19 protein-coding genes are annotated in these 24,284 nt (G+C 65.4%); 15 read left to right on the top strand and 4 right to left on the bottom strand.

All coding sequences use genetic code 11. The features are described from left to right. Nucleotides 1-56 precede the first annotated feature (56 nt). Genes A5788_RS03055 through A5788_RS03065 form a run of 3 tightly spaced genes read left to right on the top strand, consistent with a single transcriptional unit; the run spans nucleotide 57 to nucleotide 2,554 of the window. A complete protein-coding gene (locus tag A5788_RS03055; RefSeq protein WP_049700204.1) occupies nucleotides 57-824 on the top strand; it encodes a lysophospholipid acyltransferase family protein in 768 nt (255 codons plus the stop codon). Between the two features lie 55 nt (nucleotides 825-879). Continuing rightward, nucleotides 880-1,686 carry a lysophospholipid acyltransferase family protein gene (locus tag A5788_RS03060; RefSeq protein WP_049700203.1) on the top strand — a complete coding sequence of 269 codons (807 nt, stop codon included), beginning with the start codon at nucleotides 880-882 and terminating at the stop codon, nucleotides 1,684-1,686. After that, a complete protein-coding gene (locus A5788_RS03065) occupies nucleotides 1,676-2,554 on the top strand; it encodes an HAD family hydrolase (protein WP_049700202.1) in 879 nt (292 codons plus the stop codon). Before A5788_RS03060 ends, A5788_RS03065 begins: the two co-directional genes overlap by 11 nt. Before the next feature lie 28 nt (nucleotides 2,555-2,582). Here A5788_RS03065 and A5788_RS03070 read toward each other — a convergent pair whose 3' ends face one another. Then, nucleotides 2,583-3,752, bottom strand: coding sequence for an acyl-CoA dehydrogenase family protein (locus tag A5788_RS03070; protein WP_049700201.1), 1,170 nt, complete (start codon nucleotides 3,750-3,752; stop codon nucleotides 2,583-2,585). Nucleotides 3,753-3,830: 78 nt separating this feature from the next. Next, complete coding sequence (locus tag A5788_RS03075; RefSeq protein ID WP_049700200.1) at nucleotides 3,831-4,418, bottom strand: peroxidase-related enzyme; 588 nt, start codon at nucleotides 4,416-4,418, stop codon at nucleotides 3,831-3,833. 414 nt (nucleotides 4,419-4,832) lie between these two features. Between A5788_RS03075 and A5788_RS03080 the strand changes: the two genes are divergently transcribed. Next, nucleotides 4,833-6,407, top strand: a complete 1,575-nt coding sequence (locus tag A5788_RS03080) for a SpoIID/LytB domain-containing protein (RefSeq protein ID WP_152930125.1) — start codon at nucleotides 4,833-4,835, stop codon at nucleotides 6,405-6,407. A 106-nt stretch (nucleotides 6,408-6,513) separates the two neighbouring features. Here the strand turns inward: A5788_RS03080 and A5788_RS03085 are convergent, their stop codons facing one another. Together A5788_RS03085 and A5788_RS03090 are read right to left on the bottom strand one after the other, a co-directional pair. Beyond that, the gene (locus A5788_RS03085; RefSeq protein WP_049700199.1) at nucleotides 6,514-7,236 is read right to left on the bottom strand and encodes a GAF and ANTAR domain-containing protein; all 723 of its coding nucleotides are present in this window, start codon (nucleotides 7,234-7,236) and stop codon (nucleotides 6,514-6,516) included. 86 nt (nucleotides 7,237-7,322) lie between these two features. Beyond that, complete coding sequence (locus A5788_RS03090; RefSeq protein ID WP_049700198.1) at nucleotides 7,323-8,162, bottom strand: PIG-L deacetylase family protein; 840 nt, start codon at nucleotides 8,160-8,162, stop codon at nucleotides 7,323-7,325. Between the two features lie 307 nt (nucleotides 8,163-8,469). Here A5788_RS03090 and glf point away from each other — a divergent pair, with 307 nt between their 5' ends. From glf to fadD32, 11 genes are all read left to right on the top strand, one after another. After that, complete coding sequence (gene glf, locus A5788_RS03095; protein WP_049700197.1) at nucleotides 8,470-9,684, top strand: UDP-galactopyranose mutase; 1,215 nt, start codon at nucleotides 8,470-8,472, stop codon at nucleotides 9,682-9,684. Beyond that, entirely contained in the window at nucleotides 9,685-11,661 is a 1,977-nt protein-coding gene (locus A5788_RS03100) for a glycosyltransferase (RefSeq protein WP_231894229.1), read from the top strand. Beyond that, nucleotides 11,642-12,382 carry a phosphatase PAP2 family protein gene (locus A5788_RS03105; protein WP_049700196.1) on the top strand — a complete coding sequence of 247 codons (741 nt, stop codon included), beginning with the start codon at nucleotides 11,642-11,644 and terminating at the stop codon, nucleotides 12,380-12,382. Before A5788_RS03100 ends, A5788_RS03105 begins: the two co-directional genes overlap by 20 nt. After that, on the top strand, nucleotides 12,379-13,296 hold the full coding sequence (locus A5788_RS03110; protein WP_049700195.1) for a decaprenyl-phosphate phosphoribosyltransferase: 918 nt from the start codon (nucleotides 12,379-12,381) through the stop codon (nucleotides 13,294-13,296). Before A5788_RS03105 ends, A5788_RS03110 begins: the two co-directional genes overlap by 4 nt. Then, nucleotides 13,286-15,637 (top strand): flagellar motor control protein ZomB, encoded by a 2,352-nt coding sequence (gene zomB / locus A5788_RS03115; protein ID WP_053117511.1) that lies wholly within the window; start codon nucleotides 13,286-13,288, stop codon nucleotides 15,635-15,637. The genes A5788_RS03110 and zomB overlap by 11 nt, the downstream gene beginning before the upstream one ends. A 472-nt stretch (nucleotides 15,638-16,109) precedes the next feature. Next, the gene (locus A5788_RS03120) at nucleotides 16,110-17,126 is read left to right on the top strand and encodes an alpha/beta hydrolase (protein WP_049700194.1); all 1,017 of its coding nucleotides are present in this window, start codon (nucleotides 16,110-16,112) and stop codon (nucleotides 17,124-17,126) included. A gap of 304 nt (nucleotides 17,127-17,430) precedes the next feature. Further along, nucleotides 17,431-18,954 (top strand): alpha/beta hydrolase-fold protein, encoded by a 1,524-nt coding sequence (locus A5788_RS03125; protein ID WP_420841307.1) that lies wholly within the window; start codon nucleotides 17,431-17,433, stop codon nucleotides 18,952-18,954. A 202-nt stretch (nucleotides 18,955-19,156) separates the two neighbouring features. Further along, nucleotides 19,157-19,702 (top strand): DUF732 domain-containing protein, encoded by a 546-nt coding sequence (locus A5788_RS03130; protein WP_049700304.1) that lies wholly within the window; start codon nucleotides 19,157-19,159, stop codon nucleotides 19,700-19,702. Continuing rightward, nucleotides 19,703-20,713 carry a cutinase family protein gene (locus A5788_RS03135; RefSeq protein WP_049700192.1) on the top strand — a complete coding sequence of 337 codons (1,011 nt, stop codon included), beginning with the start codon at nucleotides 19,703-19,705 and terminating at the stop codon, nucleotides 20,711-20,713. A 210-nt stretch (nucleotides 20,714-20,923) separates the two neighbouring features. Next, complete coding sequence (locus A5788_RS03140) at nucleotides 20,924-21,910, top strand: LLM class F420-dependent oxidoreductase (RefSeq protein ID WP_152930124.1); 987 nt, start codon at nucleotides 20,924-20,926, stop codon at nucleotides 21,908-21,910. 274 nt (nucleotides 21,911-22,184) lie between these two features. After that, nucleotides 22,185-24,104, top strand: a complete 1,920-nt coding sequence (gene fadD32 / locus A5788_RS03145) for a long-chain-fatty-acid--AMP ligase FadD32 (RefSeq protein WP_064864706.1) — start codon at nucleotides 22,185-22,187, stop codon at nucleotides 24,102-24,104. Nucleotides 24,105-24,284 lie beyond the last annotated feature (180 nt).

The following is a 24,284-nucleotide window of genomic DNA, read 5'->3' on the forward strand; positions in this document are numbered from 1 at the left end:
CCCGCGGGTGTAGATGAGTCACGCTCAGGTGTTGCGGCACTGGCTAAGCTCGACACATGGAACCCGTGTACGCCTCTGTGATCACAACCGCGCGACTGTTGTGGCTGGCCGAAGGCCTGAAGTTCGAGATCTCCGGCGTCGAGAACGTCCCGAAGAGCGGGCCGGGCGTGGTTGCGCTCAATCACACGGGCTACATGGACTTCACCTACGCGGGCATCCCGGCGTATCTCCAGGGCAAGCGGTACGTGCGGTTCATGGCGAAGAAAGAGGTCTTCGACAACAAGGTCTCGGGGCCGATCATGCGGGCGCTCAAGCACATCCCGGTCGACCGGGCCAATGGCGCCGACAGCTATCACCAGGCAGTCGAGTACCTCAAGCAGGGCGAGCTGGTCGGGGTATATCCGGAGGCGACGATCAGCCGGAGTTTCGAGCTCAAGGACTTCAAGAACGGTGCCGCGCGCATGGCACTCGAGTCCGGGGCGCCGCTGCTCCCGACGGTGATCTGGGGGGCGCAGCGCGTCTGGACCAAGGGATACCCCAAGCAACTGGGCCGCACGGGCTACAAGATCATGGTCGGCGTGGCCGAGCCGATCGAGCCCGTCGGCGACCCTGACACCTTGACCGCGCAGTTGCACAAGTCGATGGGCGAGAAGCTGCTCGAACTACAGGACGCCTACGGTGAGCACCCCAAGGGCGAGTTCTGGGTGCCCGCGCGACTGGGAGGTTCGGCGCCGACGCTGGAGGAAGCCAACCGCCTGGACGCCGAGGAGAAGGCTGCCCGGGACGCGCGCAGGGCGGCGCGTGACGAGTCGTCGCCGGAGTAGGCACCCCGAGTGGTTGCCCTCAGGTGGGCGGCGGCCTGCCCGATAGGCTGGACGGGTGAGTTCTGAGTCGAGAGGTGACAACGGCGACTCGTCGCGTCGGGAGCCGGTCTTCCGTGTTCTCGAACTGATCGCCACCGGAATCGTCCGCGGCCAGAAGATGGACCTCCGATTCGACGGTCTCGACAACATCCCCGCCGACGGCGGTGCGGTCCTGGTGATCAACCACACGAGCTACGTCGACTTCCTGCCCGCGGCGTACGGCGTGTACCAGGCGGGGCGTCGAACGCGGTTCATGATCAAGTCCGAGATGATGGATATCGCCATCATGCGGTTCTTGATCACCCTCACCCGCTCCGTGCCCGTTGATCGATCGCAAGGTGTCGAAGCCTTTCGGGGCGCGGTCTCGTCGCTGCGAGAGGGTCGGATCGTCGCGGTGTATCCGGAGGCGACGATCAGTCGCAGCTTTGAGCTCAAGGACTTCAAGACCGGTGCGGTGCGCATGGCCGCAGAGGCAGGAGTGCCGTTGATTCCGACCATCGTCTGGGGAGCGCAGCGACAGTGGACCAAGGGTGGCACACGTGACATGGGGCGCAGTCGGATTCCGGTGCGCGTGCGCTACGGCAGTCCGATAACGGTTGCGGCCGCGAGTAATCCGGAGCAGGAGACATCGCGATTACGAGACGTGATGCGCGAGCAACTCCTGCGTGTTCAGCACGATTACGGATCGCACCCGGAGGGTGAGTTCTGGGTGCCCCACCGACTCGGTGGTTCGGCACCCACACCCGAGGAGGCTGCGGTCATCGAGAAGGACGAAGCCGAGCGCAAGGCTGCTGCCCGCGAGCGAAAGGCCAATGGTGAGTGACGCATCCGCAGCGTCGACCGGCGAGAGCACAGTCGGATTCGACGGCCCGCCGACACTGATTGCCAGCGACGTCGACGGCACCCTGATCGACGACCAGAACACGGTGTCGCCCTTCACGATCGGCGTACTCGGGGCAGCGTGTGATGCCGGCACCGAGTTCGTCCTGGCGACGGGCAGGCCACCTCGTTGGATCGCCGAGATCACCGACCAATTCCCGGGTTCCGCGGTCAACGTGCGATATGCGGTATGCGCCAACGGTGCGATCATCTACGACATCGCGAACGACAAGATCGTGTATTCGGCTCTGCTGCAAACCGATCGGCTCGCGGTGCTCCGCGAGGTGATCGCGCGGTGTCTTCCCGACGCCGGGGTTGCCGGAGAACGGGTCGGCTCGTCGGAATTCGACGCTGCGACACCGCCCTTCGTGGCGACCGCGGGTTATCGACACGCGTGGCTCAACCCCGACCACATCGAGGTAGGCGACGACGAGGTCTACTCGGAGCCGGTGGTGAAACTGCTTGTGCGACAGCCCGATCTGGCCAGTGGTGAGATGGCGCGGCGACTTCTGCCGGAGGTCGACGGCATCGCGCAGGTCACCTTCTCCACCGACAACGGACTGATCGAGCTCTCGGTGCCCGACACGCACAAGGCGTCGGGTCTCGACAAACTGATCGACCTCGCAGGGCTTTCGGGCGAGCGCACCGTGGCGTTCGGTGACATGCCGAACGACGTCGAGATGCTCACCTGGGCCGGGCACGGGGTTGCGATGGGACACGCGCATCCGGCTGCGATCGCCGCCGCCGACGAAGTCACGGTCGGCAACAACGAGGACGGCGTCGCGCGGGTGCTCGCGCGGTGGTTCGGGTAGAACCACCGCGCAAGCTGAGGTCGAGGGGTCAGGCGAGTCCGAGCGCGAACGCCCCTACGAAAGCGCGCACCGCGTCGGAGTTCGGTGGGTGGAAGCTGCCCGCGCGTACGTCGCGGTAGAGCCGCTCCAACTCGTTACGACGATGCAGCGCACCGGCTCCCGCGATCTCGAGCGCAAGGTCGGTGACTTGTCGGCCGACCCGGGTGCTGTTCTCCTTTGCGGCGAACAGCCGTAGGAGGGCACGGTCGCCGAGATCCTCACCGGCGGTGAGCGACTTGGTGAGGTCGTCCAGTGCGCCGGTCACGGCTTCGAGTGCCAGTTCGGCCTCCGCGACGTGATACTGCGTGAACGGCTTGTGGGCGACGGTTTCACCGTCGAGGCTGAGCGCGCTGCGCGACGTCGCCGAGGCGATCGCGAGATCGAGTGCGCGGCGGGCGATTCCGACGTAGATGTTGCCGAGTGCCGGAAGTACCCACGGGAAGATGCCCGCGACGTATCCGGTGGGTTGCTCGCCGAGTTCGACGACGCCGACGGTGCGTTCGTGCGGAACGAAGACGTTGTCGAGCAGAGTGTCGTGGCTTGCTGTTGCCCGCACACTCAGGGTGTCCCAGGTCTCGACGGTGGTGACGCCTTCTCCGCGAGGAATGAAGGTGTGCACGATCTTTGGGTGTTCGGGGTCGGAGTTGTCGCGGGCGTGCACGCCGAGCCAATCCCACGCCGGTGACAGCGAGGTGAAGATCTTTCGGCCGGTGATGCGGTAACCACCCTCGACCGGAGTCGCGATGGTCGTCGAATCGTCGATGACGAGGTCGTTGCCGGGTTCGCCGTGTCCGGCGGCGATGACCTTGCCCGCCGCGACCTCGTCGGCAAGCCAGGAGACATCCGAATTGCCCTGTGCCAGTTGATCGGTGATCGGGCCGACCCAGTACAGGTGCATGTTGATCCCGAGCGCGGTGGCAGGTGCGAACGTGGCCAGGCGGCGCTGCTCGGCGTTGAGCTGGTGCAGCGTCAGGCCGAGGCCGCCGCGTTCGACCGGCAGCGTTGCGCGCAGGTAGCCGAGTTCGGAGAGGTCGGCGAGGTCGTCGGCGAAGAAGGTGTTGTCGCGATCATGGGCGACGGCGCGCTCGCGGAAGCGTTCGAGGGTGTCCTCGGGGATCACCCATTCGGTGGTGGTCGGTTGAATTGTTGTCTCTGTCATGGCGTTTCCCTTATGGAGTTGCGGCTGTTGTGTTTTCGGCGGTGGAGTTTCCGCTGTGGCGGTGTTGGGCGGTGGGTGTCAGTCGAAGAACTGGTCGTCGGGGCGTACCTGCAGCGCGATGCTGAACCGGTTCGCCGCGGCGAAGGCTGCGACGACCTGGATCGCCTCGTAGATTGCGGCGTCGTCGAGTCCGAGGTCGCGCAGCGCGTCGAGGTCGTCGTCGGAGACTTCCCCCGGGCGGACCGAGAGCGTGGCCGCGAAGTCGGCGAGTGTGCGCTGGCGGGCGGTGAGTTCACGGACCTCGCGGTAGTCGACGGCGATTCGGGTGCCGAGCTTCTTGTCGCCGAGTGCATCGCCGAGGCTCACGGCGTGATTGAGACGGCAATAGGAGCAACCGTTTTCGGCAGAACTGACTGTGGCGATCAGTTCACGGTCGGCGTAGGGGAGCAGGCCGGCGTTGGGGTCGAGCAGTCCGAGGATGTATTCGTTGAACCGCGCGGCGTGTGCGCCACCGAGCGCGAACGCGCGCACCCAGTTGGGGATGTAGCCCAATTGACGCTCGATGGAACGGATCTGGCGTTGAAGATCGTCGGGCAGGTCGTCGATCTCGGGCACCGTGAGGCGCGAGATCTGGGTCTCGGGAGCGACGTCGAGCGTGTTTGTCATGAGGTGTCCCCTGAAGGTGGAAGTCGGTGCGGTTCTGATGCCGGTGAATCGTCGATCTGCGTGATGCCGTGCGGCAGACGGGCCCGCGGTGGTGCGTCGAACGATAGGAAGCGTCGCGAGCGACCGACAGGTTAAGAACTGCGGCGATCCGAAAGTTGGGCACGCCCAGTGGGCTTTACGGAGCGCCCAGTCGGCCGTACGGAACGCCCAGTCGGCCGTACGGAGCGCCCAGGCGGCGTGGATGCGCGCGTGGTCGGGGCGAGGAGGCCGTCCAACTCGTGACGCGGTTGTTATGCCCTGAGGTTGGTATTTGGAAGAAGAATCACTATGGTCACATACGTCCCATTAGTCACATCTGTAACAGGCCTCGATGGGGAGAGTCTGACCAACTGCGCGCTGGAGGTGCGGACAGCCGTGAAACTCCGACTGTCGAATCCGTTCGTCTCCCGGGCGCGTCCGGGGAGTCGACGTCGTCGAACATCGTCTGCGGTCGTCTGTGCCGTTGCCCCTGCGCTGCTGGTGGGAGGGGTCATCGCGGGCGACGGCTTCTCTGCGCGATCCGACATCGGTCTCGTGGCCGACCCCGGCGTGGTCCTGATCGGACACGGGCACGGTCACGGCCGTGGCATGGGCCAGTGGGGTGCATACGGGTACGCCAAGAAGGGCTGGTCGTCGTCGAAGATCCTGCAGCACTTCTACGGCGGGACGACGCTGAGCAAGGCCGACCGCCCCGACATCACCGTCGGGCTGAGCAAACAGTCCGCGGTCAACGTCCGCGCTGACGCAGGTGCGCGTGTGGGCAGTGTGCAGGTGCAGCCGGGGCAGGCTGTCAGCATCTCGGGTGGAACCGCGACCATCACCAACGGCTGTGGCGGCGGCGCGGTGCAATCGGTGCCCGCGACCTTCGTCGATCCGATCAACCCGGCGACCAATCGCCCCGGTGGCGAGTTGCTGAAGTTCTGCGGATCGAACGCGGCGTATCGCGGTTCGCTCGGGCTCGACGGCGGACGCGTGGTCAACAAACTGAACCTCGACGACTACGTCAAGGGTGTGATCGCCAAGGAGAGCATTCCGAGCTGGGGCGACTCGGGCGGCATGGAAGCGCTCAAGGCGCAGGCCGTCGTCGCGCGGAGCTACGCGCTCTCGGCCATCGCGGGCGGCAAGAAGATCGACGACACGCAGAACTCCCAGATGTACGGCGGAGTCGCGGGTGAGGACCCGCGCACCAATCGTGCGGCCGACGCGACCGCGGGACAGATCCTGCGGCAGAACGGCCAGCCGGCGTTCACGGAATTCTCCGCGTCGACCGGTGGTTACACCGCGGGTGGACGTTTCCCGGCCGTCGTCGACGAGGGCGATTCGATTGCGCCGGAACACAATTGGACTGCCAACGTGAGTGGGTCGAGCATCGCGTCCGCTTTCGGGGTCGGTGCGCTGCGTAGTTTCGAGGTGATCGAGGCCAACGGGCTCGGGCCGGAGAACGGTCGCGCCTTGCGGGTCCGCGTCTCCGGCTCGGGCGGCACCGTCGAGGCGACCGGCGAGGACGTTCGGACCAAGCTTCAGCTCAAGTCGTCGTGGTTCTCGGTGAAGGGCCAGACGAGTAAGCCGAAGATCGTGACCCCGCCGACGGGGCCGGGTGCTGGCGCCGGGTTGGGTTCTGCTGATCTCGGCTCGCTGATCCCCGACTCGCTGACCGGACTGGCCGACAACCTCGTGCCCGGGTCGTCGAAGCTCCTGGGCATCGCGACCGACGCGCTCAACGGCAAGCTCGGCGATCTCGGTGGCGTCACCGGGCCGCTCGGCCAGGCGGTCGGCGTCCCGACGCTGACGCCCGACGGCGCCGGGGTCACGCAGCTCTTCCAGAAGGGCATGATGTTCTTCAGCCAGCCGACCGGCGCCCACGCGCTCGCGGGCAAAGGGCTGGCCGACTTCCAGCAGCGCGGCGGCGTCCCCGTGCTCGGCTTCCCGCGCGCCGACCGGCTGCGCTGAGCGGTCGGGTCGGGCCGGCCGCGGTCAATCAGTGCGGCGGCCCGATCGCTGTGGCGTCGAGCCAACCGCCCGAGCCGACGACCCCCGAGCCGACGACCCGGCCCGACTACTCCGGGCCGGCGTCGACGACCTGGGCGGCGATGTCGACGAGTTTGGTGTTCGAGTCCTGGGAGAGCCGCGCGAGGAGGCTGAACGCCTGGTCGGGGCTGAGTCGGTACCGTTCCATCAGCATGCCCTTGGCCTGGCCGATCAGGTCGCGTGAACTGAGCGCCGTGCGGAGCTGCTCCTTCTCGCGCACCGCCGAGAACGCAGTCGCGGTGTGGGCGGCGAACAACTGGCCGAGGGCCCGCGCCTCGTCGTCGAAGGCGTTCGGAACAGTGCTGTGCAGGTTGAGTGCGCCGCGTTCTTCGCCCGCGATGTAGAGGCAGAAGCACGCCATCGACCCGATGCCGAGGTCGGCGGCCGCTGCGCAGAACGTCGGCCAACGCGTTTCTCGACGCATGTCGTCGATCCAGATCGTGGTGTCGTCGGTGGCCGAGCGGATGCACGGTCCCTCGCCGAGTTCCTGTTGAAGCGCGTCCGATTGTGCCGCGATCTCGCCGATCATCACCGGCGTCTCGATCCGGCCTTCGGTGACGATGGTGATGCTGGCGTAGTCCGAGCCGATCGCCTCGGCGGCGGCCTTGGTGAACAGGCGCAGCAGCATGTCGCTGTCGGTGCTCTCCGACTGCAGTTGCGCGACAATGCGAGCGATCTCCGAACTCTTCTGTGCGATCTCAGTGCCCGTCCACGTGGTCGGTGCGTCTGTCCGCGAGGTGAGGTCAGTCAACGGTTACTCCTTCGGCAAGGCATCCACACAGCACTTCGTCACAGGCGCACATTTGGTGCTGTGCGGAGACGTTTGGCCGCGACCTTTCAGCCGAAAACATACTCCGTACCCCGGAGGAGATGCGACGTGATCGAGCTGCCGAGAATGGGCTGTGGGTTGTCGTCCGCGTTGCGGGGACGCTTCTGCTCCGCGAAGGATCGCGCAGCGGCATTCTTCACGGCCATCACGATCGGCGAGACGCCGATGGTTTGCACACGGTGCCACGGCACATTCGCGTCGCCGGGATGTGCCCAGTACCAGAGCCAGATCGGGTACATCCACAGTTGGATACCGCGTGGTTTTGCGACACGCATGGCGGCCTGGCCGACGGCTTCGTGATCGGCCTCGCCGTCGTGATCCCAGACGGCCAAGAGGCCGTTTCGGGCGCCCGGCCGGTCGTCGAGGGCGTCGGTGATCATCGCGTCGAGCCGGTCGGGGTACTGCTCGAGGGTTCCCGAGTGGAGGCCGCCCCACCGCGGGAGGTCAAGGCCGAGCAGCATCGACGCGGCATCGAGTTCGAGGTGTCGACGGTTTGCCAGTTGCTCCGGCGATCCGGGGTGGGTCGCATGGCCGTCGGAGGCGCAGATCGTGACCACCTCGATGCCGTTCGCCGCCGCGGCATGCACGAGGCCACCGGCCCCCAGGATCTCGTCGTCGGGATGAGCTGCGACGACGACGAGGCGATCGATGTCGAAGGCAACCTGTGGCCAGCTCTGCGAAGCCAGCCAGGTCAGCCACTCCGGTTCCGGGGTGCCGAACGACTGCGGTGGCTGACTGTGCGTCGGCGCGGGAAAGAACCGGGTCATCGGCGTGCGGGGCGGAATCGGGACGTCAGACGTCGAAGAACTACGCAGAGAGACTGGTGGGGTGATGTGCTGGGAGGTCATTGGCGGACTCCTCGGGGAGTTGCGCAATCCGCGGTACTCGAACAGCGGTACACAAACTGCGTCGCACAGTCTTCGGTGAGCCGTTTTCTACAGCCCGATGTATTGATTATACCGGCCCTGGCCAGCCTTAATTGTGTGCTCGGGGCACATCACGTCCGAATAGGGGACTCGCGACGTCGTCTCAGGGTGTTCGCGCGTGTCGACCACCTCGACCCTGCGTGCGTCGACGACGCTGCCCCCGCGTGTGTGGACGACTCCCCTGCGTGTGTGGATAGCACCGTTGTCGGGTCCGTTACCCTGAACACCCGTGGCCACCAATAGCACCGTCGTGTCGAACTCCGCCTTCGATCTGATCATCGTCGGATCCGGGTTCTTCGGTCTCACCATCGCCGAGCGCGCGGCGACCCAGCTCGACAAGCGGGTTCTGGTGGTCGAGCGCAGGTCGCACATCGGCGGGAACGCTTATTCGGAGGCCGAGCCCGAAACCGGTATCGAGGTGCACAAATACGGCGCCCACCTGTTCCACACGTCGAACAAGAAGGTGTGGGACTACGTCAATCAGTTCACCGACTTCACGGGCTACCAGCACCGGGTGTTCGCGCTGCACGACGGCCAGGCGTACCAGTTCCCGATGGGACTGGGCCTGGTGTCGCAGTTCTTCGGCCGGTACTACAGCCCCGATGAGGCGCGCGCGCTGATCGCCGAGCAGTCCAGCGAGATCGACACGAAGGACGCCAAGAACCTCGAGGAGAAGGCGATCAGCCTGATCGGGCGCCCGCTCTACGAGGCGTTCATCAAGGCGTACACGGCCAAGCAGTGGCAGACCGACCCCAAGAACCTGCCCGCGTCGAACATCACGCGGCTGCCCGTGCGCTACACCTTCGACAACCGCTACTTCAACGACACCTACGAAGGGTTGCCGGTCGACGGGTACACCGCGTGGCTGGAGAACATGGCGGCCGACGAGCGCATCGAGGTGCGCACCGACACCGACTGGTTCGCCATCCGCGACGAGATCCGCGCCGCCAACCCCGACGCACCGGTCGTCTACACCGGCCCGCTCGACCGGTACTTCGACTACTCGGCGGGACGCCTGGGATGGCGCACCCTCGACTTCGAGACCGAGGTGCTGGCAACCGGCGACTTCCAGGGCACCCCGGTGATGAACTACAACGACGCCGACGTCCCGTTCACGCGTATCCACGAGTTCCGCCACTTCCACCCCGAGCGCAAGAACTATCCGACGGACAAGACCGTCATCATGCGCGAGTTCAGCCGATTCGCCAACGACGACGACGAGCCGTACTACCCCATCAACACCCCGGAGGACCGCGACAAGCTCGCCGCCTACCGGGAGCTTGCCAAGACCGAGACCGCAGACGCCAAGGTGTTGTTCGGCGGCCGGTTGGGCACCTACCAATACCTGGACATGCACATGGCGATCGCGAGTGCGCTCACCATGTTCGAGAACACGCTGGCGCCGCACCTGAGTGACGGTGCGCCGCTGGCGGAGGCGGAGTAGATGAGTGTGACTGTTTCCAACGAAACGACGTCTGTCGAGACGATCGAGACCACCGGGGCGCAGCCGGCGACGGCGCCGAGCGTTCCCGAGTCGAAGGCCGTCGAACTACTGCAGCGGGTCATCTTCCCGCGGCCGGGTGAGCCCATCGACGTGCGCTCGCTCTATCAGGTGGAGTCCGACAACAACACTCGTCGTGCCCACGCGCCGACCAGGACGTCTGTGCTTCTCGCAGGCGAGTCGGAGGTCAGCTTCGAGACCTACTTCAACGCGTTCGCGGCGTCGTATTGGCGACGCTGGTCGGTCCTGAAGTCGGTTGTGCTGCGCGTCGAGGTCCGCGGCACGTGCCGCGTGGACCTCTACCGCTCCAAGGTCGACGGTTCGCGCATTGGAATCGGCGGCGACCTGGTGCCCACCGACGAACATGGTTACGGCGTCATCGAATTCGAGCTCGACCTCGGGCCATTCGAGGACGGCGGATGGATCTGGTTCGACGTCACCACCGACACCGACACCGAAATCGTCTCGGCGGGTTGGTATTCGGCGGTTGCAGCGGCTACAGGCCCGGAGACCAAGCGCGTCACCGTCGGCATCCCGACCTTCAACCGGCCGACGGACGCGGTCAATGCACTGGCCGCGCTCACGTCGGATCCGTTGGTGGACGCGGTGATCGACGCCGTGCTCATGCCCGACCAGGGCACGCGCAACGTCGTCGACGAGCCCGGCTACGAGGAAGCTTCCGCAGCGCTCGGCGATCGGTTGCACATCTTCGACCAGGGCAACCTCGGCGGCTCGGGCGGCTACGCGCGCATCATGTACGAGGCGCTGCGGCTCACCGACAGCCCGTACATCCTCTACATGGACGACGACATCGCGATCGAGCCGGATTCCATCCTGCGCGCGCTCGCGATGTCGCGATTTGCCAAGTCGCCCATGCTCGTTGGCGGTCAGATGCTCAACCTGCAGGACCGCAGTCACCTGCACTCGATGGGTGAGGTGATCAATCACCACAACTTCATGTGGACGGCCGCGCCCTTCGTCGAGTACGACCACGACTTCGCGCAGTACCCGTTGCGCGACAGGGAGAATTCCAAGAACCTGCATCGTCGGATCGACGTCGAGGGCAACGGCTGGTGGATGTGCATGATCCCGCGTGAATGCGCGGAGCAGATCGGCCTACCGATGCCGTTGTTCATCAAGTGGGACGACTGGGAGTACGCCCTGCGTGCCGCGAAAGCGGGCTACCCGACGGCGACGATCCCGGGAATCGCCATCTGGCACATGGCCTGGAGTGACAAGGACGACGCCATCGACTGGCAGGCGTACTTCCACCTTCGCAACCGGCTCGTCGTCGCCTCGATCCACCACGACGGTCCGATCAAGGGGATTCTGCAGTCGATGGTCAAGGCGACTGCCAAACATCTTCTGAGCCTTGAATATTCGACGGTGGCGATTCAGAACGAAGCGATCCGCGACTTCCTCGCGGGACCGGATCACATCCGCGACCTGTTGCCGACAGCGCTTCCCAAGATCGCGGAGATGCGTAAGCAGTACCCCGACGCGGTCGTGTTGCCCTCGGCGACCGAACTGCCTCGAACCAGCGGGGAGGCAACGCATCTCGGTGTCAATGTGCCGACCAATCCGGTGAGCAAGATCAAGGCGCTCGCGGCGTCGGTGGTCAACAACCTGCGCCCGGCAGACCCTCGTCATCACGAGGTGCCGCAAGCCAACTACCCGCCCATCGAGGCGCGGTGGTTCTCGCTCGGGCGGGTCGACGGTGTCACGGTCACCACGGCGGATGGTCGGGGAGTGGTGTATCGCCAGCGAGACCGCGACAAGATGATCGCGCTCGCACGCGAATCCGCTGCCCTGGTGCGTGAACTCAACGAGAGGTTTCCTGAGATGGCGCAGCGCTACCGCGCCGCTCATCAGGACTTGACCAGTAAGGAGAGCTGGGCGGGTGTCTTCGGAATCGAATGATCGGGACGTCGCGGAACGCGACGAGTCGTCGAACGATGCAGTCAGTCGCGGCGAGAGCCGCGAGGTCGACGCGCTGATCGCCATCCAGGATGCGCTCTACGACCGACCCGGTGTGCTCCCGACAGCGCGGGCTCTCTCGCATTTCGGAGAGCATTCGCTCGGTTGGCTGGCCATCTCGGGACTCGGGTACGCCGCCGCTCGTCGTCGGGGCGACGCCACGGCGCAACGTCGATGGGTCGAGGCCGGAGTCGGAGCATTCGGGACGCACGCGGCGTCGGTGATCATCAAACGCATCGTCCGACGCCCCCGGCCGCACGACCCCAGAATCCGGATCGGGGTGTCGACGCCGAGCAAGTTGAGCTTCCCGTCGTCGCACGCGACGTCGACAACTGCGGCGTCGATTCTGATCGGTCGGGCCGCCGGTTTGCCGCCCTACCTGCTACCGGCACTTCTGGTGCCACCTATGCTCACCTCGCGGCTTGTGCTCGGGGTTCACTATCCGAGCGACGTCGCCGCGGGAGCCGCACTCGGCGCGCTGGGTGCTGGAGCCGTCATCGGTGCTGACACGCTGTTCGAGCAGGCATCACGCACGGCTGCAGGGCATCCGCGTGCCACGCGCACCGCGCGTGTGGCGGCCCGAGCGGGTGCACTTGCACTGGTGCCCGGGCAGACCGCACGGACCGCTGCCGCGTGGGCGATCAGGAACCGAGGAGAGGCATGAGCGAGGAGCCCATCGAGCACGGCAAGAAGGTCGGCCCGCCGAAGAACCGGGTCGACGGCCTGATCAAGGCGCTCCGCCCACGCCAGTGGGTGAAGAACGTCCTGGTGCTGGCAGCTCCGCTCGCCGCGGGCAGCATCACCGATGCACACGTGCTCGGCCGCGCGGGTATCGCCTTCGTGGCGTTCTGTCTCGCGGCGTCGTGCATCTACCTGATCAACGACGCGATCGACGTCGAATCCGATCGCAACCACCCGACCAAGCGTTATCGGCCGATCGCCGCCGGCGTGGTGCCGGTCAAGCTCGCGTACGTACTCGCGGTGGTGCTCGGTGTGGCGTCGCTGCTGATCGCCTATTCGGCGAACTGGCAGACCGCGGTGGTCATCGCGATCTACCTGGTGATCCAGCTCGGTTACTGTTTCGGGCTCAAGAACCAGCCGGTCATCGACATCTGCATCGTCTCGTCCGGCTTCCTGCTGCGCGCGATCGCCGGTGGTACCGCGACCGACATCAAACTGTCGCAGTGGTTCCTGCTGGTCATGGCCTTCGGATCGCTGTTCATGGCAGCGGGCAAGCGTTACGCCGAGCTGGTTCTCGCCGAGCGAACCGGCGCAAAGATCCGCAAATCGCTGCAGTACTACACCACGAGTTACCTGCGTTTCGTGTGGACGCTGTCGGCGACGCTCGTCGTCGCGTTCTACGGCCTGTGGGCGTTCGACAAGAACTCCGGGCACGACACCAACGTGTGGTACGCCATCTCGATGGTGCCGTTCACCATCGCGATTCTGCGCTATGCCGTCGTCGTCGACGGCGGTACCGCGGGCGAACCCGAAGAGATCGCCTTCGGCGACCGCATTCTGCAGATCCTGGCGCTGGCATGGATCGTCTGTGTTGGTGTCGCGGTCTATGTCGTCTGACGTTCGTGACGAGCCCGCTCGCGCGGGGCGACACAGACTTCGAGAGATCCCCGGCACCGCGGACTCCTATGACGACGCCGACCGAGCCGTGGGCACCGACGTCACGATGGTGATCCCCGTCATCGGTGAGCGGTCTGGTGCCGCCGATCCGGAAACCGGTCCCGTCGGCGAGGACACCGGAGCTGATGTCGGCTCTGATGACGTCGGCCCCGATGACGTCCGCACTGACGACAAGGTCGACGACGAGAGTGACAAGGCCGTCGACGGTGCGGCCGCCGGCCCCCCGCCGGGAGCGGGGCGTCGGCGATTTCTGTCGTCGTGGGGGCCGCGTGAGTGGACGGCGACGGTCAGTTTCCTGATCGGGGCCATCGGGGTCGCAACCTTCTTCGCGATCGGTGCGTGGCAGCGTCGCTGGATCGCCGACGACGGTCTGATCGTGCTGCGCACGCTGCGAAACCTCTTCGCAGGCAACGGACCGGTGTTCAATGCGGGCGAGCGAGTCGAGGCGAACACGTCGACGGCGTGGACCTACCTGCTGTGGTTCTGGGCATGGGTGACCGACGGTCAGCTCGAGTACGTCGCCCTGTGGGTCGCACTGGTGCTCTCGGTATCTGCGATCCCGATCGCGATGTACGGCACGGCGCGACTGCTCGGACCGCGCATCACCGGTCCCGCTGCAACCGGGATCACGCTGCTGCTGCCGCTGGGAGCGATCATCTATATCGCGATCCCACCCGCGCGTGACTTTGCCACGAGCGGCCTGGAAAACGGGCTGTGCATCTTCTGGGTCGCGGTGCTCTGGTGTCTGCTGATCGCCTGGTCCCGAAGACGGTCCGGTGGTGCCGCTCCGGAGGGCGCGCAGAGAAACGCGGGATACCGAGGAGCAGCGGCGACGCTGTTCCTCGCGTTCTGGGCGGGTCTCGCGCCGCTGATCCGGCCAGAACTCGCCGTGGTCGGCGGAATCGCCTTGCTGTTGGTCTTCCTGGCGCCGCTGACGTGGAAGATGCGTGTCGGCGTTGTGCTGTGTGCCGCGGTGTTGCCGGTTGGCTATCAGATCTTCCGGATGGGCTACTACGCACTGCTCATTCCCAACCCTGCCGTCGCGAAGGATGCGAGCGGGTCCAAGTGGCATCAGGGTTTCGTCTATCTCGGCAACCTCTTCGGGCCGTACACGCTTGTCCTTCCGGTCGTCCTCGCGATCGTTGCGGGAGTCCTGATCGTCGTGGGCATCCGGATGAACCGCACGGCCACACGAGACGACTCGAGCGCCGCGGCGTCGTCAAAGGACACGTCGAAGGACACAGAACGCCCGACGGTCCGCGAGCGACTGTCACGATGGTCGCGCAATCTGCAGACTCCGACGACCGTCACGGTGGCCATCGTGGTCGCGGGATTCGTGGTCGGCGTCTACTGGCTGCGCCAGGGTGGCGACTTCATGCACGGCCGTGTGTTGCTGACGCCGATGTTCACGATCCTGCTCCCGGTCATGGTCATACCGCTCTCGCTGCCCGCTGTTGCCGATGTCCGCGCGGCCTTCGGACGCGGCGTCGACGCGGTGAAGGACCGGGGTCGGCGCCGACGCGTGATGGTGCAACTCGGCGGTGCGACCGTGATGGCTGCGCTGTGGATCACGACGCTCGTCTGGGCGATCGTCTGCCATGAGAAGGTGCTGCCCAACGCCGGCATCGACATCGGACGCAGCGGCATCGTCGACGAGCGTCGGTTCTACGTCACCAACATGGGCAACGAAAACCCGGTCACCGCAGCCGACTACCTCGACTACCCACGCATGCGTGCCATGGTCGAGCGGATCGACGAGTACCGGACGCAGGGTGGAGTGATCCTGCCGTCGAACAACTACGACGAGTGGTACGTGGCCAAGCTGCCGGACAACACCCCGCAGTCAGAGCGCAAGGCGACCGTCTACTTCCTCAATCTCGGGATGACGAGCATGAACGCTCCGCTCGACGTCCGCGTGATCGATCAGATGGGACTCGCGTACCCGATCGCCGCACACACCGAACGCCTCGAGGACGGTCGCATCGGGCACGACAAGAACCTGCCCGCCGAGTGGGTCATCGCGGAGTCCGGCGCCTATCCCAAATGGCCGGTGCTGCCGGGCTTCCTCGACGAGGACATGGTTGCGCAGGCGAAGGAAGCGCTGACGTGTTCGCAGACCGTCGATCGGATCGAGTCGTATAAGGACACGTGGTCCTTCGAGCGTTTCAAGAAGAATTTGCCGCAGTCGTTCGGCTTCTCCGACTACCGCATTCAGCGCAACCCGGAGTACGAACTCCAGCGCTGCGGACTGCCCGTTCCGCCCCGCATGCACCCGAGATGAGCGTCACAATCTGGACAAATCACCCAACGATCTGTGCAGGTCAGACACCTTAAGGGTGGCTAAGTGCATGACAGATTTGTCCTGTTATGTATCGGATAGGTAACGTCGGAGCCTGATAAAGCGATGAGAGATAAGACCGAGCGGTATTGGTCGATCGGCACCACGTCGACGTCGTAAGACGGTCCATGTGGCGACGGTCACACTGATTGTCAGTGTGTTGGACTATGCAATAGGCTCCCGAGTCGTTGTGCATTGCACCGGATTCGGTGTGTATTGCACTCGCAGAGTGTGTCTCGCACAGGTCGTGCGGAGGCCGCATGTGACGGGTGGGAACGTAGTCCAGGGGTAGCCAAGCCGGTCGGGTTGATATCGCGCACGTAACGATCTGGTGCCTGGTGTGTCCTGTGGGGCGCATGGGGACTGGTAACAGAGGAGAGTTTGGTCGATGGGAGTAGCGGTGAGGTCGGGAGCGATGACGCCCGGGAAACGCGGTGGATTCCGGATGCGTAGCCGGTTGGTTGCGGTGACAGTCGCGCTGATGACGATCGCGGGTCTCGCGTCGGTCATCACGGGCGCAGGTACCGCAGATGCACGTGTCAACGGAACCCCCGCAGGCAAGAGCGAGTGGTGGATCGACGCCTGCGGCATGCCGACCAACGGTGCCTTCGGCAACAAGTCGATGGCTCCCGGCAAGGTCAAGGTGCGCTCCTGGTTCAAGCCGGGCAACACCCGCACCGTGATCCTTCTCGACGGGATGCGCGCCCAGTACGACTTCTCGGGCTGGGAAATCAACACCAACGTCCAGGAGCTGGTCAACCGCGGCGTCAACGTCGTCGAGCCGATCGGCGGACCTGCCAGCTTCTACACCAACTGGAACGCGCCGAGTAACTTCAACGGCCAGCAGCGTCGTTACATGTGGGAGTGCGTGATCCAGAACCGCCTCGCGCCGGCTCTGCGCCAGAAGGGCTTCAAGGGCAAGGGCGGCAAGTACGCCATCATGGGCATCTCGTCCGGTGGTAACGCGGCTCTGGTTCTCGCTGCCAAGCGCCCCGATCTCTACTACGCGGCAGGCTCGCTCTCGGGCTACGACTTCCTGAGCGCGCCGGGCATGCACACCATGCTTCGACTGGCCATGCTCGACGTCGATCCCAAGCCGTGGAACGTCGACGCCATGTGGGGTCCCCCGTGGGATCAGCGTTGGTACGACAACGACCCGTTCATGCTGATCAACCGCATGCATCACCTCAAGGTCTTCACCGGATCGGGCAACGGACTCTTCGGCCGCTACAACGCGCTGCCGAACGTCTTCGACGACCTGTTCAAGGGTTCGACGCTCGAGGTGCTGGCGCTGGCACAGCGCAAGGCATTCGAGGTCGCAGCCTTCACGCAGGGCATCAACCTGATGACCTACGACGCCAATGGCACCCACGCGTGGGGCTACTGGCAGGACATGGTGTGGAGCGCCTACCAGCGAGGCTTCTTCCGCTGATCTGATCAGTAACGCTCTACTCGTACGCGACCCCGACCGGGACTCCCGGTCGGGGTCGCGTCGTTTGTGGCCGACCTCGAATTTGTGGCCGACCTCGATAGCGCCACGTCGACTGACCCCATCTGCATCACAAGTCACAGAAATCTCATCCGCCTCAGCGCGTCGCGCGTGGATTCATCGTCGGGACAGGGTAAGAAACACCTGAGGCAAAATGTGGCTAGTGGGATGTGTGTGATTTCTGAGGTGTGCGTAGACGCGTACACAGCGGAGTTCCGCCCCACCGGTGCGAAGGAGTGGGAATCGAATGCGTCGAGCGGTACGCGCTGATCGCGCGAAGGGGGATCGGGTGACGAACGAGCAGGGGTGGCGACGAGGACGTCGGATCACGCGTTTCGCAGCCACGGTGTCGGCGACGATCGCCGTGGCAGTCGGTGTGACGATGGCGGGCCAGGCGTCGGCGCCTGCTGATCCGCCCGCCGCGCCCCCTGCCAACCCGGCAGCGCCGGCTCAACCCGCAGCGCCAGCCCAACCCGCAGCGCCGGCGCCCGCTCAGCCTGCGCCGCCCGCGGCAGCACCCGCGCAGCCTGCAGCGGCGCCCGCTCAGCCCGCACGCGTCACGAAAGTGTTCTGGTACACCGACCGCCGCGTCGCGCTGTGGGTGCACTCGCCCGCGATGAACACCGACATCCAGGTGCAGATCCTGCTGGCGCGTGACTGGTGGGCGCGCCCGGACGCCAAGTTCCCGCAACTGACGATGCTCGACGGCCTGCGTGCGCAGGACGACCAGAGTGGGTGGGTCCTGAACACCAACATCGTCGACTTCTACAAGGACAAGAACGTCAACGTCGTTCTCCCCATCGGCGGTGAGTCGAGCTTCTACACCGACTGGAAGCAGCCCGACCGCGGCAAGACCTACAAGTGGGAGACATTCCTCATCCACGAGCTGCCCCCGATCATCGAAGGCGACTGGCGTTCGACGGACGTCCGCGGCATCGAGGGCCTCTCCATGGGTGGCACCGGCGCGATGATGCTGGCCGCGCGCAATCCGGGCTTCTACAAGTTCGCGGCGTCGTTCTCGGGCATTCTGCAGTTGACGTCGACGGGTATGCCGCAGGCAATCCAGTTCGCTCAGCGCGATGGCGGTGGCTACAACTCGATGAACATGTTCGGACCGCCGAGCGATCCGGCATGGAAGGAGCACGACCCGTTCCTGATCGCCGACAAGCTTCGCGGAACGAGCCTCTACGTCTCGTCGGGCAACGGACTCGTCGGACCACACGACAAGCCGTCGGATATCCCGCTGCTCGCCACGAACTACTCGGGCGTCGGTCTGGAACTGCTCAGCCGCGTCACGTCGCAACAGTTCGCGATCAAGCTCAACCAGCTCGGCATCCCGGGGCAGGCGGTGTACCGACCGTCCGGAACCCACACCTGGGCCTACTGGGAGTTCGAGATGGCGCAGGCGTGGCCGCAGGCTGCGGCGGCGCTCGGACTCGGCGGCGACAAGGTCGCGTGCCGTGCGTCGGCGGCGTTCAAGAAGGTCGCAGACGCCAACAAACTGGGCGGCTGCCTCACCCCCGAGTACGCGGTACCGGGTGGACGCGCACAGGACTTCTACAAGGGTCGCGTGATCACGGGTCCCAAGGGGCCCAAGGAGGTCGCGGGCGCGATCGGTGGGGCATACGCCTCGATCGGCGGTCCCGGCGGCAAACTGGGTCTGCCGACCAGCGACGAACTGCCAACCAGGGACGGCAAGGGACGCTTCAACACGTTCGAGCGCGGCAAGATTTCCTGGACCGCCAATGGCGGGACGGTCATCGGTAAATGACCGCGCGCAGCCTCACCCGGTGCCGAGTGTGTTCGATTGATCGGCACAGCCTCGGCGCCGGGTGTGGGTGCGCTGAGATCTCGCTGAGGAATCGCGGCGTTTTCGCAGGTGACGTCGTTGTGGTGGTCTGTGACGTCTTGCGTTCGGAGTAGCCTGGCACGGTGCCGACAACGACCGGTCGGGTTGTGATGAGGAAGTGATGATGAGGAAGTTCTTCGGGTTGGGTGTGATGGTGGCGGGACTCGCTCTGGCAGGCGGATTGACCGCGTGCTCGGACGACTCGACAGCAAGTGCTCCGATCACGAGTGACCCCGTCACGACGACGTCGATGTACTCGTCTCCGTCGTCGTCGGCCGCGAAGTCGTCGGAATCAGAGATCGAGTCGTCGAAAGCCGCGTCGGACGGCACCAAGGTGTCGGGTTCGACGACGCTGCCCGCGACCGCACCGAACAGCGGCACCAAGGTGCCGGAGAACTTTCCCGGCCCCGGCGGCGAGCCGGTGAGCAACAAGGGCAAGAAGTACCTGCAGGCGCTCAAGGACCAGAACATCAGCTTCGCAGGCGACTCCGACAACTCCGTCGCGCTCAACAGCGCCGAGTACGTCTGTGCGCAGCAGTCCAAGGGAGCCGATCCGACGACCGTGAAGGCTTTCGTGACCGCGATGATCGGCCCGAGTTCGAAGAACGTCGCAGAGGCGAACTCGAAGGCGGACAAGGTCATCAAAGCCGCACGTGACAATTACTGCTAGGTGACGGCCAAGCGAGGTGCCACCGGTCGACGTAAGGGTCGTCGACTCGGTCGTATTGCACTGCTCCTAGCCCTTCTCGCCGTCATCGCGATCGTGTTGATCGTGATCTTGGTGATCACTCTGCTCAAACCCGGACCGCCGAGTATTCCCGGCGGCGAGGGGCCGTCGACCAGCGCTCCACCGTCGCCCGGACGTCCGGAGGCGCAGTCCGCCGACTGTCCGGACGTGTTGACGCTGGTCATACCGGGTACGTGGGAATCGTCGGCCGACGACGACCCGATGAATCCGACGGCCAACAAGGCGTCGCTGATGCGACGGGTGTCCACGGCGCTGCAGAACGAGTACCCGACCTCGCGCACCGAGGTCTACACCGTTCCCTACATCGCGCAATTCCGTAACCCGACCAATCTCAACGACCGCCAGGTCGACTACAACGTGTCCCGACAGCAGGGCTACAACCGCGCTGCGGCAAAACTGCGTGACACCAACAAGAAGTGTCCGCTGACGCGCTACGTGATCATGGGCTTCTCGCAAGGTGCGGTCATCGGAGGCGACCTCGCGAGCAACATCGGCAACGGTCGCGGCCCGATCGCCGCGTCGGATCAGGACCTGGTGCTCGGCGTCGGGCTCATCGCCGACGGCCGACGCGAGAAGGGGCAGCAGAACGACATCGGCCCCGCACCCGACGGTGTAGGTGCCGAGGTCGCGCTCAGCGGGATAGGCAAGCTCGTGCCGGGGATCACGATGACCGGACCGCGAAGCGGTGGGTTCGGCGATCTCCGAGACCGCGTCCAATCTATCTGTGCGCCAGGCGATCTCATCTGCGATTCGCCGACCGTCGCCAATCCGGTCGCTGCGGTCGGTCAGCTCGCGGGCGCGATCAACAATCCCGTTCACGCCATGTACGCGACCAAGCGCTACTGGCAGCTCGACGGCGTCAGCGCCACGCAGTGGATGTACGGCTGGTCGAACAAAGTGATCGCCGACGCCCCGCGTCCCGCACACAACTGACGTAGATCCGACGTCGCGCCCGTCACGCGGCGTCGGATCGTCGCGTTCGCAGTCATGCCCGCGCTCGACTAGGTCGTATGTCCCGTCGAGCCGTGTTTGGGCAGCGCCGTCGACCTGCATTACCGTTGGACGGTCGGGCATATACGCCCACCAGACCAACCGGCAACGCGACCGGTAACCGCAGTGATGCGTGAGGAGAAGCAGGCGACGATGAGTGACCCCGGTGAACTGCGCAAGTTCCGGTTCGGAGCCGGCGGCGAGGGCAACAAGGACGAGGGCGGAGCCCGCAAGTTCGTGAAGCTGGCGCAGACCGCGGAAGAGTACGGCTACGACACGTTCGCGGTACCCGACCACCTGGGCAACCAGGTCGGACCGCTCGCAGCCCTCGGAGCGCTCAGCCAGGCGACGAGCACCATCCGTCTCGGAACCTCCGTGCTCGCCAACGGCTTCCGTCATCCGGCGATCCTGGCCAAGGAGGCCAACACGATCGACGTCCTGAGCAAGGGCCGACTCGAGCTCGGCATCGGCGCGGGATGGATGAAGGAAGAGTTCGACAAGGCGGGGATCGAGTTCGAGTCGCCGGGTGTGCGCATCAGGAAGCTCGACGAATCGCTGACCATCCTGGACAAGCTGATGCGCGGCGAGACCGTCGACTTCGACGGCGAGTTCTATCAGATCCACGGCCTCGAGGGCAGTCCTCGGCCTCGTCAGGGACCGCGACCGCCGATCGCAGTCGGCGGCGGCGGACCGAAGATGCTCGCCCTGGCCGCCAAGCACGCCGACATCATCTCCGTCGCCCCGGGCACCACGCCCGACGGCAAGATGAAGCTGTCGGACATGACGATCGAGAGGACGGCGGCGCGCGTCGACCGCATCCGCGAGGTCGCGGGCGACCGGTTCGCCGACATCGAGCTCAACTGGACCATCGCGGTCATCGTCATCACCGACGACCGCGAGGCCACTGCGGAAATGGCACTCAAGGCGCTTGCGCAGGGGTACCCGCCTAACATTGCCCACGACACCGAGTTCACCGTCGACGACGTGTTGACGTCGCCCTATATCGCGATCGGATCGTTCGAGGAGATCGCCGACCAGATCCGCGAGGTGCGTCGACGCACGACGATGTCGTACGTGGGCGTCTTCCCCACTCAGATGGATGCGTTTGCGCCTGTGCTTGCACAATTGAAGGGGGAGTAACATCATCGACGGCCCATTTCGCATTCGTCGGAATGGGCTGACGTGAATTCGCCTGCGAATGACTCTCGGGATGTGTCGGAATTCCGACGTCGTAAAGGTGCAATCCACCAAAAGCCAAGAATTCGGGTGAGTAGCCGAGTGTGGGCTACCGTGTCACGCGTTATAGATGCGGACGCGACGCCCAAAAGACGTGGTACCTGCGGGGAGTGCCACGACACCGCGCCGACGAGGCGCACGGACGTGGCGTCCCACAAGGGGGCCACAGGAGTAATGGATGCTGAACACAGAATTTGAGCAGTTCCTCGATGAGAGCGGCAACCTGCATTTCAACGAGGACGCGACGCTGGTCGACTATGTCGAACGGAACGTGCGCGATCAGGCTGACACGCTGGCGTACCGCTTCATCGACTACAGCCGCGAACGCGACGGCGAGGCGCAAGACCTCACCTGGGCGCAGTTCGGTAAGCGACTGCGCGCGGTCGCCGCACGGCTGCAGCAGGTCACCAAGCCCGGTGATCGAGTCGCGATTCTTGCTCCGCAATCGCTGGAGTACGTGATCGGTTTCTTCGCGGCGCTCTACGCGAGCAATATCGCCGTTCCGCTCTTCAGCCCCGACGAGCCGGGCCACACCGATCGCCTGACCGCGGTGCTCGCCGACTGCAAGCCGACGGCAATCCTCACCTCGACCAAGTCGGCCGAGGCCGTACGCGACTTCTTCGCCGGCGTGCCCGCCAAGGAACGTCCCCGCGTGATCGCCGTCGACGCAGTCCCCGACTCCGTCGGATCGAGCTGGGTCGCACCGGTCGCGGGTAAGGACCACAACCGCGACACCGTCGCGTACCTCCAGTACACGTCAGGCTCCACCCGCGTGCCCGCAGGCGTCGAGATCACCTACGAGGCTGTCGCGGCCAACTGCCTGCAGATCTACGACTGCATCGAGATCGACCGCAACGCGCGCGGCGTCACCTGGCTGCCGATGTTCCACGACATGGGTCTGCTCACGGTGATCCTTCCTGCGCTCGGCGGCCGCTACATCACGATCATGAGCCCGCAGGCATTCGTCCGCAGGCCGGGCCGCTGGATCAAGGAACTCGCAGCGGCAAGCGACGGCGCCGAGACATACGCGGCAGCCCCGAACTTCGCCTACGAGCACGCCGCAGCACGCGGTCTGCCCAAGGACGGCGAGCACCTCGACCTGTCGAACGTGATCGGCCTGATCAACGGCTCCGAGCCCGTCACCGTCAGCTCGATGAAGAAGTTCAACGACGCATTCGGTCCGTACGGCCTGCCCAAGACCGCGATCAAGCCCTGCTACGGCATGGCCGAGGCAACGCTGTTCGTCTCCGCGACGCAGCGCAACAACGAGGCCAAGATCGTCTACGTCGACCGCGACGAACTCAACGCCGGACACATGAAGGTCGTCGACCAGCACGCACCCAACGCGGTCGCACAGGTCTCGTGTGGACAGGTCGCGCTGAGCCAGTGGGCCACGATCGTCGACGCCGCTGAATACGACGAGACCGGAAAGGCCGTCGAGAAAGCCGACGGCGAGGTCGGCGAGATCTGGCTGCACGGCCTCAACATCGGAGCCGGCTACTGGAACAAGGCCGACGAGAGCGAGGCGACGTTCCACAACACCGTCGACACGCCGCTCGAACAGGGCAGCCACACCGACGGCGCGCCCGCAGACGCACAGTGGATGCGCACAGGCGACTACGGCGTCTGGCTCGACGGCGAGCTCTACATCACCGGTCGCGTCAAAGACCTCGTGATCGTCGACGGCCGCAATCACTACCCGCAAGACCTCGAGTTCAGCGCACAGGAGGCCAGCACCGCGCTGCGCCCCGGCTTTGTCGCCGCCTTCGCCGTCCCCGCCAACCAGCTGCCGAGCGTCGTCTTCGAGAACGCCGCCAGCGGACTGAAATTCGACGCCGACGACGCGTCGGAGCAGCTGGTCATCGTGGCCGAGCGTGGACCGGGCAAGAAGACCGATCCGCAGGAGATCGCCGACACCGTCCGCGCCGCGGTGGCCCAGCGCCACGGCGTGATGGCCCGCGACGTACTGCTCGTGCCCGCAGGCTCGATTCCCCGCACCAGCAGCGGCAAGATCGCACGCCGCGCCACCAAGACCGCATATGTCGACGGCCGACTCCGCGGCGGATACAAGCAGGATGCGTTTCCCGATTCGGTGTGATTGGGGCCCGCGGCGCAGCTCTTCGTCGGAGGCGGCGTCGTCGGGGTGGTCGAGCGGCCACCGCTGGTCGAGCTTGTCGAGACCACCCGCTGGTCGAGTGCCCGCCGCTGGTCGAGCCCCCGCCCCGCTGGTCGAGCTTGTCGAGACCACTTCTGCCCACAACCCGCGCAGCCCTGGCTG

This window comes from Gordonia sp. 852002-50816_SCH5313054-c (assembly GCF_001665925.1).
Classification (GTDB): Bacteria; Actinomycetota; Actinomycetes; order Mycobacteriales; family Mycobacteriaceae; genus Gordonia; species Gordonia jacobaea.

Bases quoted from the DNA above. Each gene is read 5' to 3' on its own strand.
- A5788_RS03055 (WP_049700204.1), top strand. From the start codon at position 57: ATGGAACCCGTGTACGCCTCTGTGATCACAACCGCGCGACTGTTGTGG.
- A5788_RS03065 (WP_049700202.1), top strand. From the start codon at position 1,676: ATGGTGAGTGACGCATCCGCAGCGTCGACCGGCGAGAGCACAGTCGGA.
- A5788_RS03070 (WP_049700201.1), bottom strand. From the start codon at position 3,752: ATGACAGAGACAACAATTCAACCGACCACCACCGAATGGGTGATCCCC.
- A5788_RS03075 (WP_049700200.1), bottom strand. From the start codon at position 4,418: ATGACAAACACGCTCGACGTCGCTCCCGAGACCCAGATCTCGCGCCTC.
- A5788_RS03090 (WP_049700198.1), bottom strand. From the start codon at position 8,162: ATGACCTCCCAGCACATCACCCCACCAGTCTCTCTGCGTAGTTCTTCG.
- A5788_RS03100 (WP_231894229.1), top strand. From the start codon at position 9,685: ATGAGTGTGACTGTTTCCAACGAAACGACGTCTGTCGAGACGATCGAG.
- A5788_RS03110 (WP_049700195.1), top strand. From the start codon at position 12,379: ATGAGCGAGGAGCCCATCGAGCACGGCAAGAAGGTCGGCCCGCCGAAG.
- zomB (WP_053117511.1), top strand. From the start codon at position 13,286: ATGTCGTCTGACGTTCGTGACGAGCCCGCTCGCGCGGGGCGACACAGA.
- A5788_RS03120 (WP_049700194.1), top strand. From the start codon at position 16,110: ATGACGCCCGGGAAACGCGGTGGATTCCGGATGCGTAGCCGGTTGGTT.
- A5788_RS03125 (WP_420841307.1), top strand. From the start codon at position 17,431: ATGCGTCGAGCGGTACGCGCTGATCGCGCGAAGGGGGATCGGGTGACG.
- A5788_RS03130 (WP_049700304.1), top strand. From the start codon at position 19,157: ATGAGGAAGTTCTTCGGGTTGGGTGTGATGGTGGCGGGACTCGCTCTG.
- A5788_RS03140 (WP_152930124.1), top strand. From the start codon at position 20,924: ATGAGTGACCCCGGTGAACTGCGCAAGTTCCGGTTCGGAGCCGGCGGC.
- fadD32 (WP_064864706.1), top strand. From the start codon at position 22,185: ATGCTGAACACAGAATTTGAGCAGTTCCTCGATGAGAGCGGCAACCTG.